Raw genomic sequence first — 13853 nt, 5'->3', positions numbered from 1 at the left:
ATTTATACTTTAATTAATCAAATAAGTCAGAAGATAAATATCTATCTCCTCTGTCACATATTATAGCAACAATTACACCGCTTTCTAAGGTTTCTGCAAGTTTAACAGCTGTAGCTACAGAACCTCCAGAGCTCATGCCAGCAAACACCCCTTCTTCTTTGGCCAAACGTTTGGTCATAGCTCTAGCATCAGTTTCAGAAACTTCCATTACAGTATCAACTTTAGATTTGTCAAAAATCTTTGGTAAGTATTCTTCAGGCCATTTTCTAATTCCCGGAATTTGAGAACCATCGCTAGGATGAGCTCCTACTATTTGCACGTTTGGGTTTTGTTCTTTTAAATAAGTTGAAGTTCCCATAATGGTTCCTGTAGTCCCCATGGCAGATACAAAATGTGTAACTTCACCATTAGTGTCTCTCCAAATTTCAGGTCCAGTGGTACGGTAGTGCGCTTTCCAGTTATCATCATTGGCAAACTGATTTAGCATAATATAACCTCCTTGTGCTACTTTTTCATCGGCATAATCTCTAGACCCAATAATTCCTGTATCTGCTGGTGTTAAAGTTACTTTAGCACCATAAGCACGCATGGTTTGCACACGTTCTGCAGTAGAGTTTTCTGGCAATACCAATTCAATATCTATATTTAGTAGTTGGGCAATCATGGCCAAAGCAATTCCGGTATTTCCACTAGTTGCTTCAATTAGTTTGTCTCCATCTTTTATTTCACCTCTGTCAATGGCTCCTTTAATCATACTATAGGCAGCACGATCTTTTACACTTCCTCCAGGGTTGTCTCCTTCTAGTTTTAATAACAATTTTACGTTTGGGTTGTTAACCAAGCGTGTTGTTTCTACTAAAGGAGTGTTTCCTATACAATCTAATAATTTATGATACATGTTTTTTAATTAAAAGTGTAACTAATTTTAAAGTTGGTAAGTCCAGCATCTAACTTCCATATATTGGTAAGTTTAGTGTCTGTTTTATCACCTTCGTATATTTTTGTTAAATACCTATCTAGACTATCAACGGTAACAAAACCTATAAATGTTCCTAGGGCTACATCAGAAAACCAATGAGCACCATCCCATAATCTAGAAACAGGAGTAATGGCTCCAACAGAATAAACAGCAATTTTACCCCATGTATTGTCTATTTGTCTTGCAATACTATGAGCAAATACTGTAGCAACCACAGAATGACCAGAGGGGAAAGAGTGATATGCTGCTAAAGGGGTAAACGGTTTGTATGCTCTTGCACCTACTCCTGCAGAGGGTCTTGCTCTACCAACCATTGTTTTAATGGAAGTTTGTAAAAAACCTGCAGCAGCGATGGATGACATTAACAATATTCCTGTTTTTTTAACTTTGTTTTTTTTTGCAATATATCCATAAGTATATAAACCACCCGAAAAAACAACAGCGTTAATTGGACCTCCAAACCAATCTCCAAATTCTCTTATAGGGTGTGGTATTTCGGATTGTAAATCTTTAAAAACAGGGTTTAAAGGTTCATCAATAAAAGTTAAAGCTGCATAAGTTCCTGCTACCAATCCGGCTTGTAACCATTGTTTTTTTTCCCATCTTATAGGAGCTGTGTAAAAATGAGCAATTCCTTTCCAAGTATAGCCAAAATCTTCTTTTAAAGACTGTTCTTTAGTTACTTGTTCTAGCGATGCTTGTGAAAATCCAGTAAAGGATAAAATTAAGAAACTTACTATTGATAGTTTTTTTAAAGGGGATGTTTTCACTAGTTATCTTGTTTTTATGTTGGCTTCAATTGTGTTATAAACAACTGAATTGTCTGGGACAGATTTTGTTACCCAAACGTTCCCGCCAATAATAGAGTTTTCTCCAACCACCGTTTCTCCTCCTAAAATAGTTGCATTTGCATAAATGCATACATTAGATTTTACGGTAGGGTGTCTTTTTTTGTCTTGTTTGTCTTTGCTAACACTCAATGCTCCCAGTGTTACTCCTTGATAAATTTTTACATGGGGCTCTATAATACAGGTTTCTCCAATAACAATTCCTGTTGCGTGATCTATAAAAACTGGGGCATAAATTGTTGCTCCAGGGTGAATATCTGTTCCTGTTTGTCTGTGTGCATATTCGCTCATTAAACGAGAGAATAAGTATAAGTTTTGATTGTATATTTCGTGACTTAATCTGTGAATTGCCAAAGCGTAAAAACCAGGGTAAGCAAAATAAATTTCTTCAATTCGTCTTGCAGCTGGGTCAGATTCCATAAAGTATGCAGCATCTTTATTTAAATCTTTTAAAATTGCAGGTAATTTTTGAGCAAAAGTTTCCCAAGTTTTATCACAAACTTCTTGAGGACACATGCATGATATTTTAGCAGCTGCTTTAAATAAGTTCTCTAATTCTTCAAAACTATGAGCCAAATCTATACTGTCATCAAATAATACACTAAATATTTTTTGAGTAAAATCTTCAACACTAGTTTTAACACTGTAGTTTAAATCGGTGTTTTGCTTAATGCTTTGTAGTTCTTTAATAATTTTTTCCATGCTTTACTTGTCTAAGCATAAAAGTAAACATTACAATTCTTTATTAAAAAAATGTAGCCCTATCTTTTTAGTAATAGTTTTTGCTAATTTAAATTTAGATTCTACTGACCAACCTGCAATGTGTGGAGAAAGTAATATGTTTTCTGATTGAATTAAATATTCAAAAGCAGTTGGTAATTCATCGTTTTCAAAAAGATTTTCAAAAGACGTTTTTTCGTATTCTAAAACATCTAAACAAGCTCCTAATATTTTATTTTTTTTGATGGCGTTAACCAAATCATTGGTTACAATTGCTGTTCCTCTTGCTGTGTTAATAATGTAAAATGATTTTTTAAAGTTATTGATGAAATTTGCATCAATCATTTTATAAGATTGTTCATTATGTGGGGTGTGAATACTTAATACATCTGTTTTTTCTTGTAACTCTTGTAAAGAAACTTGTTGGCAATTTTCATCACCTACATTTTCTTTTAAATCGTAACAAATTACTTTACAATCAAAACCTTTTAATTTTTTAGCAAAGGCTTTTCCCATGTTACCATAACCAATAATTCCTATTGTTTTTCCTTCTAATTCTAACCCTCTATTGGCTTCACGTAACCATTGTCCTTGTCTAATTTGTAAATCGGCTCTTTTTAAATTGTTGAACAAACTTAAAATCATTCCTAAAGCATGTTCCCCAACCGCATTCATATTTCCTTCAGGAGCTGCAATTAAAACAATCCCCTTGCTTTGGGCATACTCACAATCAATACTTTCTAAACCAGCACCTACACGGGCGATGAATTTTAAATTTGTAGCAGCATTGATAAAGGTTTTATCAATGTTAAAACGACTACGGATTACAATACCATCATAATCACTTATTTTAGCTTCTATTTCGGTTTTTGATGAGGTATAATCTTCGTGATTTTTACATCCTAATAAAGCTAAATCGTTCTTTAATACAGCGTGATTTGAATCTATGTGAAGTACTTTCATTTTAGGTATCTGGTATGATGATTTTATTATTTTAAATCAATCGTATAAATACTTAATTCAATATCTTAGTTATAGACCTTAGTCTTTGAAAATAAGATTTGTTTGGTTAAATTAATTCAACAAATACACGATTTAAAAAAATCAAGAAGAAACTAATATTGTTCTTTCTCGTTCGGAAAATCTTTTGCTTTTACATCGGCATTGTATTGTGTAAAAGCGTTACTCATTTCATCATATAGGTTGGCATATCTACGTAAAAAACGAGGGTGGAATTCATGAGTCATTCCTAACATATCATGTACTACCAATACTTGTCCATCTACATTTGGTCCAGCTCCAATTCCAATGACAGGAATGGTTAAGCTTTCTGCAACTTTTTTAGCTAGTTTAGCGGGGATTTTTTCTAATACTAAGGCAAAACATCCTTTGGCTTCTAAAAGTTTAGCATCTGCTAATAATTTTTCAGCTTCGGCTTCTTCTTTGGCTCTAACAGTATAAGTTCCAAATTGATAAATAGATTGTGGTGTTAATCCTAAATGCCCCATAACAGGAATTCCTGCTTGAATAATTCTAGAAAGAGCATTTTCAATTTCTATACCACCTTCTACTTTTACAGCATGTGCACCAGATTCTTTCATAATTCTAATAGCAGAACGTAAAGCCTCTTTAGAGTCGGATTGGTAACTACCAAAAGGAATGTCTACAACTACAAGGCTTCTGTTACTTGCTCTAACTACAGAACTAGCGTGATAAATCATTTGATCTAATGTAATAGGTAAGGTTGTTTCATGACCAGCCATTACGTTAGAAGCCGAATCTCCAACAAGTAAAACATCTACTCCTGCATTGTCAATAATTTTAGCCATGGTATAATCATAGGCTGTAAGCATAGAGATTTTTTCTCCATTGCTTTTCATTTCTATTAATGAGTTGGTAGTTATTCTTTTGTATTCTTTTTTTATTGCAGACATGATTTTAAAATCTATAAATAGGGCGGTAAAATTACAGATTATTTATTAGAAAATAGCGAATAGGATAAAGTGATAAATATAAAAACCTCCTTAAAGTAATTTTTAAGGAGGTTTTTATTTATGTGTTTAAATATTTTTTATTCAGTTGGAATTCTTTCATCAATCATTTTTAATGGCATTCCTTCCATTAATTCAAAAATATCAATAATACTTCTAAATTTATCTTCTTCTTCAGCTTGTTCTGTAATAAACCATTGTAGCATGGCTTCAGATACAAAGTCATCTACGTTTCTAGCTTTTTTAAATATTTTTTTAATTGATTCTGAAACGGCAATTTCTTGCTCAAGAGATTTTTCAAAAATGGCAAGTAAGCTATCAAAATCATTATTAACAAGATCTACACTTGGAGAAATTGCAGCTCCACCGTTGTCGTTAATAAATTTAAAAATTTTCATGGCATGTTCTCTTTCTTCTTCGGCTTGCTCGTAAAATAAGGCTTTACTATTTAACAATTCTCTTTGGTCACACCATGAAGCCATTGCTAAGTAAGAAGCAGATGCATGCATTTCCATGGCAATCTGATTATTTAATAAATCCATCACTTCGGGGTGAATAGATATTTGTTTTCTTATAATTGTATTCATGATTCTTTCCTTTTAAATTACAATACAAAATTACAAGATAGTGTGCGTAGAATGAAGCTAAATAGTTGATTAAACGTGATTTGAAAAGAGTCTAAATTAATGCATTATTTAAACTGAGACTGAAAAAAAGGAGTCAATTTCATCCTTTAAATTTAATAGATAAGGTATTTCAACAAAAAGTAAATGTTGCTTATCTGCTAGAAAAAGTAGTACAAAGTTCTCGTTGTCAATAATGTTTGTTAATTTTTCCGGGCTGGTTAAATAGTTTAACTGTTGTCTTAATTGTAATAATTGAGGAAAACTCAATTGTATTCTTTTTTCAAAAAAATGCAATTGAACCTTACACAAGGTCAGTTTTTCTAAACTTACAGAAATATTAACATCACAAATATTTGTCACAATACTTTTGTTTATAAAAATTTTGTGCAAATATATGTTTTATTTATAATAAATAAAAATAAAGTTTTGGTAGGGAGCAAAATGGTTTTATCATTTTTTTTAGATTTTAAGAAAGTATAAATTCTATACCTTATATTTATCTTCAGATAAAACCTTTTAAGGAATATGCCAGAAACCAAAATACATACTTTAAACCCAGACAATTGGATAGATGCTTATGCAGATTACCTCTTTAATTATACCATTGCAAGAGTTAATGATGCAGATAAAGCTAAAGATTTGGTGCAAGAAACTTTTTTTGCAGGTTTAAAATCTATGAAAAATTTTGAAGGTAAAGCGAGTGAAAGAACTTGGTTGATTTCAATTTTAAAAAGAAAAATAATAGATCATTATAGAAAGATAAATTCTAATAAAGGAAAAGCCGAAGTTCGTATGAACTTTTATAATGATGGAGATAGAGAAGGAGATTGGATAGAAGAGCGTGTGCCACAAGATTGGTCTGGTGATACTGATGCTGACATAGAAACAGAAGAGTTAGGAGAGGCTTTGCAAGCCTGTATTGCTAAATTACCAGAAAAGTATAGAATTGTTTTTGAAATGAAAACCATTCAAGGTTTTGATACAGAAGATATTTGTAATGAGCTGGATATCACTCCGTCTAATCTTTGGGTAATTATTCACAGAGCAAGAACTCAACTAAGAAAATGTATGGAAGATAATTGGTTTAAAAAGTAATTTAGGTGATGGGAAAAATGAAAATTACATGCGAACAAGCAACTACAATTTGCACAAAAGCACAATATGGAGAAGCTTCAATATTAGAAAAAATAAAATTAAACCTACATTTTTTGTACTGTAAAGTATGTAGGGTGTTTAGCAAACAAAATTCAGAAATATCTACCATGTGTAACTTGGTTAAAAAACGAAAAGAACTATCAAAATGTTGTTTGTCACAAGTAGATAAAGAAAAATTAAAACAACAAATAAAAGAACTAGAAAAGACCTTATAACAAATGCATTTTTTACCCGATGAGATTGATGATTATGCCGTAAATCACTCTCAACCAGAACCAGAACTTTTAGAGGCTCTTAATACAGAAACTTGGCAAACCGTTTTAAATCCACGAATGTTAAGTGGAAATTTTCAAGGTAGACTTTTGGCCATGATTTCTAAATTAATAAACCCTAAGAATATATTAGAAATAGGAACTTATACAGGTTATTCAGCACTTTGTATGTGTGAAGGAATTCAGGCAAAAGGAAGTTTACATACCATAGATAAAAATGAAGAGTTGTATGATTTACAACGCAAGTATTTTGATTTGTCTTCTTGGGGAAATCAAATTCATCAACACGTAGGTAATGCTGTTGATATCATTCCAACCATTAAACAAAAGTTTGATTTGGTTTTTATTGATGCCGACAAAGCAAATTATGCTAATTACTTTGATTTGATTATAGATAAAATGAATTCAGGAGGAGTTATTTTATCTGATAATGTTTTGTGGAGTGGAAAAGTTGTTCAAGAAATTAATCCTAAAGATATTGATACGGTTGCTTTGGTAGCTTATAATAAAAAAATAAATGAAGACTCTAGGGTTGAGACTGTTTTGTTACCTATTAGAGATGGGCTAACCATTACTAGAGTAAAATAAAAAAAACCTTAAATAAAACCAAAAGAGGAGGTGATTCTATAAATTAGGATTACCTCCTCTTTTTATAAAATAATGGATGGACTTTAATTGTTTTAAAATCAGTTTTTTATAGATTAGTTTGCCTACTGTGTTTTTACAGCGTTTTTTTGTTTTATTTTTCCCATTTTTGTCAATTAAGACATAAGCACACTTAATTTTGTGTAGTTAAGCTAAAGAATATGGAAATATATAATATACCTGTTTTTGATGATGATTTTTACAAAATGCTTTTTAAGTTTTGTATAAATATTGGTTTTTTAACCATTATAATAAGAGGTCTTTATTATAAAAAAGCTAAAAACAAAGAGTACTTTTTTACTTATTATATGATAAGTGTAATCGTTTTCTTTTTGTGCTTTACCCTTAAAAAGTTTGAATTAGATTTGGGGATGGCATTAGGACTGTTTGCCATTTTTGGAATTATACGATATAGAACAAACGCTATAGAAATTAAAGAAATGACTTACTTGTTTGTGGTCATAGGCGTTTCCGTTATAAATTCTTTGGCCAATAAAAAAATGAGTCACATAGAGTTAATTACGGCTAATATTCTAATTATTGCGGTTCTTTGGTTTACAGAGTGGTTTTGGAGTTTAAAACACTTGGTATCAAGAAAAATTGTTTACGAAGTTATAGAGAATATAAAACCAGAAAATTATCAAATTTTAAAGCAAGACTTGGAAGAAAAAACAGGTTTAACTATAGAGAAAATAAAAGTGCATGAAGTTAATTTTAAAAGAAAGTTTGCCAATATTACCATATACTATCAAAATAAATAAAACCATCATTAGTAAGTTTTTTTTGATAGGGATTCTTTTGTTTTCTTTAGCTACTTATGGACAAGATACCATTGTAGTTAGAGATTTGGAAACATGGTCTAGTATAAACTTAAAATACAAGGTCAATAAAAAATGGGCAGTAGCACTACAAGGTCAGTTAAGGTTAGAAAATAATAGTTCAGAAGTAAGTCAGTATTTTGGTCAGTTAGATTTAGAGTATAAGTTATCTAAACGTTTTGAATTATCTGGAGGGTTACGTTATATTAAAAACAACGATAATACTGGCAAAGTTCAGGGGTACGAAGATTATTTTAGATATCATGTGGATGGAACATATGAACATAAAATAAATAATATTGATTTTAAATACAGGATCCGTTATCAAAATAGAAATGAACTAAGTGTAGAGGATGAACTAAAGGAAACCCTTCGTTTTAAAGCAGAAGCTGTTTGCAATATAAAAAAATGGAAGTTAGATCCAGAGTTATCAGGAGAATTGTTTCGTTCTATAGGGGCGGCATCAGAAAATCAATTAGAAAGTTATAGAATTACGCTTGGAACTACATTTAAGGTGCATAAATCTGCCAAAATGAAACTATTTTATGGGTTTGATAATGAGTTGAACACAACTTATCCTAAAGCGGTGAATATTGTTGGGGTAAAATATACTTACACTTTAAAATAATCCATTATGAATATAAAAATAAAAAATATTCAACCAGCATTATTGGTTTTAATCATAGCACTTTTAGCAGTTTCTTGTAGAGAAGTAGAGGTGGTTCCTAATAAAGATATTCAGGAATGGACTTTGGCAACTCATACCGATGTAGAAGGAATTAATTATAATATTGTTTTTCCACAAAATAAAGTAAATAGGGTAGATATAGTTTTTTCTCCAGAGGAATATAAAAGTATGAGGTCTAATTTGGCAAGTTTAATAACAGAAGCTGCAGGGCCTAATGTTTTTTCTGATGATAAACCGGTATATGCTCCTTGCGATTTATATTTTAATGAGCAACAATGGTTTCATGTAGGTATTAGGTATAAAGGAAATTCAAGTTTATTTGGAGCGTATAATAACGGAAATGGTAAATTACCTTTAAGACTTAAGTTTGATGTGTTTGAAGATGAATATCCTGAAATTAAAAATCAGAGATTTTATGGATTTCAAGACCTTTCCTTAGGAAGTAATTATAATGATGCTTCATATATAAGAGAAAAGGTAGCTACAGAATTATTTAGAGATTTTGGAGTGCCGGCAGTGAAAACTGCTTTTTACGAAGTGTATGTAGATGAGGGTTCTGGAGTTCCTGTTTATTATGGTTTATATACGTTAGATGAAGTCGTTTTTGATACCATGTTATTTTCTGTTTTTGGGAGTAATACCGGAAATTGTTATAAACCAGAAGGAAGAGGGTCAATGTTTTCTGCTAACGAATTTAACTTAGAAGATTTTGAGAAAAAAACAAATGAAGAATTAGCCGATTGGTCTGATATTCAAGAATTATATGCCATACTACATTCTCCTTTAAGAACTACTGATGTTGAAACTTGGAAAACTAATTTAGAAAGTGTTTTTGATGTTCAAGGATTTTTAAAGTATTTGGCTGTAAATAATACCATCCAAAATTGGGATACATATGGAAATATGAGACATAATTATTTTTTGTATCACGATCCTGCTGATGGACTTATCAAATGGATTGTTTGGGATAATAATGAAGCTTTTTTAAGTGGTTCTGCACAATTACAAGCTTTGTCCTTGGGAATGACAGAAGTTTCGGATGATTGGACATTAATCACTTTTTTAATGGGAGTGGCCTCTTATGAACAAGATTATAAAACATATTTAAAAGATTTTGTAGACAATTATTACAACCCAAGTATAATGGAAACAAAATTTGATAATTATTATAATTTAATTTTATCAAGTGTTACATCAGAAAGTCCAGAATACACAAGTTTGTTTGATGGTTCCGAAGATTTTGAAACAGCTATAGAAACTATGAAAGCGTTCTGTGTTTCTAGAAACGAAGCGGTAACATCTTATCTAGCTAATTAAAACTAAAGGAGGATTATGAAAAGCAAACTACTTTTAGTACTGAGTTTATTATTAAATGTTTATTTAACAAATGCTCAAACATTTACAGATAACAATATACACTACAATATTGTAAATAGTAATGAGGTTGAAATTCTAGACTACTTAGGAAGTGATACCTCAATTGATATTCCCAATTCAGTAGAATATAACAGCATTGCCTATCCAGTTACAAAAATTAAGAATGGAGCTTTTTATCAAAATTCTTTAATAAATGTTAGCATTCCTAGTTCTGTGTTAATTATAGAATCAGGAGCTTTTTCAAGCAATCAATTAACTACATTAACTATTGCGAATGGAGTTGAAAGTATTGGTTCTGATGCTTTTTCTAATAATTCTTTAACCAATATAACACTGCCCAATAGTATTACTTTTATTGGGAATTCGGCTTTTGCAAATAATTCATTAACACACATAAGTATTCCAAACAATGTAACAGATATCGGTAAATATGCTTTTATCAGTAATTCTTTAGCAACTATTTCTTTAGGAGATAATTTAGAAAATATAGGAGAAGCCGCTTTTAATAACAACTCTATCACACAAGTAGTAATTCCTAACAAGGTTATCAATATAGAAAAAAATGTATTTTCTAGTAATGCTATAGAAAATGTAAGCATAGGTTCTAGCGTAACAAGTTTTGGAGATGGTGTTTTTTTATACAATGCTATTACTAGTGTAAATTCATTAAGTATAAATCCTGCAAGCTTACCATCTAATACTTTTGATAATAATTTTGATATAGATTTAACAATTCCTGAAAATACTTTAGAAGCTTATACCAATGCAGGGTGGACAAGTTTTAAGACTGTTAATGGTGAAGTTATAGCGTTAGAATCATTTATAATAGATGAAATTGAGTATTCCATTGTAAATGTTAGAGAAAGATATGTTAAAATAGAAAATTATAATGGGACTAATACAAGTATTCTCATTCCTAGTGAAATTAGCCATCATGGAAATACTTATACAGTAACAGAAATAGGAACAACTGCATTTAAAAACAAAAATTTATCTAGCGTAACTTTTCCAAATACTTTAAATATCATAGGTTATGATTCTTTTTCAGCAAATAACTTAATAAACATAACCATTCCAGACAACGTTTACACTATAGATTCCTATGCCTTTAAGGATAATAGTTTAATTAGTGTAGTACTATCTGCTAATGTTAATTATATAGGGAATGAAGCCTTTTCTAACAATGTTTTAACAAGTGTTTTAATTCCTAATAACGTAAAAATTATTGCCAACGCAGCCTTTTATAACAACAGTATAAATAGTTTAACAATTGGTGATGCTGTAGAGACTATTGGTTCCTACGCTTTTAATAATAACAAGTTAACAAGTGTTACTATTCCAAATAAAGTAACTACCATTTCTAATCTTGCTTTTTACGATAATAAAATAGAAACTTTAATTATTGGGAATGCTGTAAAAACCATAGGTATTTCTGCTTTTAGTAATAATAAAATAACTCGTGTTACTTTGCCAGAAAATGTAAAAAGTATTGATTATTTGGCTTTTCATAATAATCCAATCACAGAAGTGGTGTCAGAAAGTACCATTCCCTTTGAGTATAATGATTTATTTTCTAATAAAAGTGATATCAACTTAACTATACCAGAGAATACTTTTTATGCCTACAACCATGCTTATTGGGAGGGCTTTAAAAGCGTTAAAGATGGAGATGATTTAATAGAAACTACAGGTAACCAAATACCAGGTTTAATATTAGGTTATCACTCGGGAACAGTAACTAATAATTTAGAAGATTATGTTTCTTTAGCAATTTATAATACAAAAGGGCAACAAATTCCAAATCAAAACTTAGATGGAGTTTATATTGTAATTGCTGATGACCACTTAGGAAATAAAGTTTTTGTAAAAATGTATGTTAAGTAATCTCTGTTGATTATTAGCTTTTCCTACTTTATAAAAACTGTTAAATAATTTTTTAATCAATGTTATTCAAATGCACTGTTTTCTATTAAGTTTGTTATATTTCTGTAAATTGAAACTTAAAAGCTATGCGTTGGATTTCCAAACCTTTACCTAATAATGATGTTGTAAATTCTTTGTCTAAATCTTTGGGAATAGATAGAGTGTTGGCTCAGTTATTGGCTTTAAGAGGAATCAATACATTTGATGAAGCCAAAAGTTTTTTTAGACCAAACTTAGCGGAGTTACACAATCCTTTTTTAATGAAAGGAATGGAACAGGCTGTACAAAGAATTTTTACTGCCATAGAAAATAACGAGAATATAATGGTCTATGGCGATTATGATGTAGATGGAACTACATCTGTAGCTTTAATGTCTACTTATCTGCTTACGCTATATCCTAATGTGGTAACTTATATTCCTGATAGATATGCAGAAGGATATGGAATTTCTTATCAAGGAATTGATTTTGCTGATGATAACGAAATTACTTTAATTATTGCTTTAGACTGTGGAATTAAAGCCATTGATAAAGTAGCTTATGCAAAAGAAAAAAACATAGATTTTATTATTTGTGATCACCACAGACCAGGAGATACTGTTCCTGATGCCGTAGCGGTATTAGATCCTAAGCAAGTAGATTGCCATTACCCTTATGATGAATTGTCTGGTTGTGGAGTTGGATTTAAATTAATTCAAGCCATCGCAGAAACATTAGAACATCCTTTTGAAACGTTAATACCGTATTTAGATTTGTTAGCAGTGAGTATTGCTGCAGATATTGTTCCTATGGATGGTGAGAATAGAATTTTAGCCTATCATGGATTAAAATTAATCAATTCAAATCCAAGACCAGGAATTAAAGCTATTTTAGAGCAAGTACAAAAAACAGAATTAACCATTACAGATGTAGTGTTTATAATTGCTCCAAGAATTAATGCTGCTGGTAGAATGAAACAAGGAATTCATGCCGTAGAGTTGTTAACGGAACAAAACATATCTCTGGCAAAAAAGTTTGCTAGTGAAATTGACCAATATAATGCTGATAGAAAAGAACTAGATAAAAAAATAACCGATGAAGCTTTACAACAAATTAGAGAAAATAATGAAGAGCAAAACAGCACGAGTGTTGTTTTTTGTGAAACTTGGCATAAAGGTGTTATTGGTATTGTGGCTTCAAGACTCATAGAGAATTACTATAGGCCAACTTTGGTATTTACCAAAAGTGGAGATAAACTAGCAGCATCGGCACGTTCGGTTAAAGGTTTTGATGTGTATAATGCTTTAGAGGCTTGTGCAGAGCATATAGAACAATTTGGAGGTCATAAATATGCTGCAGGTTTAACATTGTTACCAGAAAATTACAATGCTTTTAAAAATGCTTTTGAAAAAGTAGTTAAAGAAACCTTAACAGAAGAACAAAAAACACCAGAAATCTCTATTGATGCTGAGGTTGATTTATCATACCTAACCCCAAAATTTTATAGAATATTATCACAATTTGCTCCATTTGGTCCTGCCAATATGAAACCTGTTTTTAAAGCCACTGCATTAAGAGACAATGGTTATGGTAAACGTATAGGTAAAGTAGAGTATGAAGATGATTTGCCAGAACATTTGCGTTTAAATATTATTTATGGAGCCGATGATAAAACCTATAATGCTATAGGTTTTGGTATGGGACATCAGTTAGATGAAATTCAACAGGCCGAAACTTTTGAAGCTGCTTTTACTTTAGAAGAAAATAATTGGAATGGTTTTACTTCATTACAATTAATGTTAAAAGATATTAGGGTAAACGATTAGTTGTTT

At 30.9% G+C, this 13853-nt stretch carries 14 protein-coding genes; 8 read left to right on the top strand and 6 right to left on the bottom strand.

The genetic code is table 11. From position 1 onward, the window contains the following. Positions 1–13: 13 nt before the first annotated feature. The 6 genes from cysM to ACXGQT_RS06370 form a co-directional block, all read right to left on the bottom strand. On the bottom strand, positions 14–898 hold the full coding sequence (gene cysM, locus ACXGQT_RS06395; RefSeq protein WP_457830571.1) for a cysteine synthase CysM: 885 nt from the start codon (positions 896–898) through the stop codon (positions 14–16). Between the two features lie 5 nt (positions 899–903). Next, on the bottom strand, positions 904–1749 hold the full coding sequence (locus ACXGQT_RS06390; protein ID WP_457830570.1) for a phosphatase PAP2 family protein: 846 nt from the start codon (positions 1747–1749) through the stop codon (positions 904–906). Positions 1750–1752: 3 nt separating this feature from the next. Beyond that, positions 1753–2529 carry a serine O-acetyltransferase EpsC gene (gene epsC / locus ACXGQT_RS06385; protein ID WP_457830569.1) on the bottom strand — a complete coding sequence of 259 codons (777 nt, stop codon included), beginning with the start codon at positions 2527–2529 and terminating at the stop codon, positions 1753–1755. A 30-nt stretch (positions 2530–2559) separates the two neighbouring features. Further along, positions 2560–3510 carry a 2-hydroxyacid dehydrogenase gene (locus ACXGQT_RS06380; RefSeq protein WP_457830568.1) on the bottom strand — a complete coding sequence of 317 codons (951 nt, stop codon included), beginning with the start codon at positions 3508–3510 and terminating at the stop codon, positions 2560–2562. Between the two features lie 152 nt (positions 3511–3662). Continuing rightward, entirely contained in the window at positions 3663–4481 is an 819-nt protein-coding gene (gene panB / locus ACXGQT_RS06375; protein WP_457830567.1) for a 3-methyl-2-oxobutanoate hydroxymethyltransferase, read from the bottom strand. A 137-nt stretch (positions 4482–4618) separates the two neighbouring features. Continuing rightward, the gene (locus ACXGQT_RS06370; RefSeq protein WP_457830566.1) at positions 4619–5125 is read right to left on the bottom strand and encodes a ferritin; all 507 of its coding nucleotides are present in this window, start codon (positions 5123–5125) and stop codon (positions 4619–4621) included. A gap of 564 nt (positions 5126–5689) precedes the next feature. Between ACXGQT_RS06370 and ACXGQT_RS06365 the strand changes: the two genes are divergently transcribed. The 8 genes from ACXGQT_RS06365 to recJ all read left to right on the top strand — a co-directional run bounded on the left by ACXGQT_RS06365 (position 5690) and on the right by recJ (position 13847). After that, positions 5690–6259: a sigma-70 family RNA polymerase sigma factor gene (locus tag ACXGQT_RS06365; RefSeq protein ID WP_457830565.1), complete on the top strand. Its 570-nt coding sequence runs from the start codon at positions 5690–5692 to the stop codon at positions 6257–6259. Between the two features lie 17 nt (positions 6260–6276). Next, complete coding sequence (locus tag ACXGQT_RS06360) at positions 6277–6534, top strand: hypothetical protein (RefSeq protein ID WP_457830564.1); 258 nt, start codon at positions 6277–6279, stop codon at positions 6532–6534. Between the two features lie 3 nt (positions 6535–6537). Further along, a complete protein-coding gene (locus ACXGQT_RS06355) occupies positions 6538–7179 on the top strand; it encodes an O-methyltransferase (protein ID WP_457830563.1) in 642 nt (213 codons plus the stop codon). A 218-nt stretch (positions 7180–7397) separates the two neighbouring features. Continuing rightward, the gene (locus ACXGQT_RS06350) at positions 7398–7997 is read left to right on the top strand and encodes a DUF4956 domain-containing protein (RefSeq protein WP_457830562.1); all 600 of its coding nucleotides are present in this window, start codon (positions 7398–7400) and stop codon (positions 7995–7997) included. Further along, on the top strand, positions 7939–8682 hold the full coding sequence (locus tag ACXGQT_RS06345) for a DUF2490 domain-containing protein (RefSeq protein ID WP_457830561.1): 744 nt from the start codon (positions 7939–7941) through the stop codon (positions 8680–8682). Before ACXGQT_RS06350 ends, ACXGQT_RS06345 begins: the two co-directional genes overlap by 59 nt. A 6-nt stretch (positions 8683–8688) precedes the next feature. Further along, positions 8689–10059 (top strand): CotH kinase family protein, encoded by a 1371-nt coding sequence (locus tag ACXGQT_RS06340; protein WP_457830560.1) that lies wholly within the window; start codon positions 8689–8691, stop codon positions 10057–10059. Positions 10060–10074: 15 nt separating this feature from the next. Beyond that, positions 10075–12003, top strand: a complete 1929-nt coding sequence (locus ACXGQT_RS06335; RefSeq protein WP_457830559.1) for a leucine-rich repeat domain-containing protein — start codon at positions 10075–10077, stop codon at positions 12001–12003. A gap of 125 nt (positions 12004–12128) precedes the next feature. Beyond that, on the top strand, positions 12129–13847 hold the full coding sequence (gene recJ, locus ACXGQT_RS06330) for a single-stranded-DNA-specific exonuclease RecJ (protein ID WP_457830558.1): 1719 nt from the start codon (positions 12129–12131) through the stop codon (positions 13845–13847). Positions 13848–13853: the final 6 nt, after the last annotated feature.

The sequence above is a fragment of the Wenyingzhuangia sp. IMCC45467 genome (genome assembly GCF_054111205.1).
This window is presented reverse-complemented; position numbering and strand designations above follow the sequence as displayed.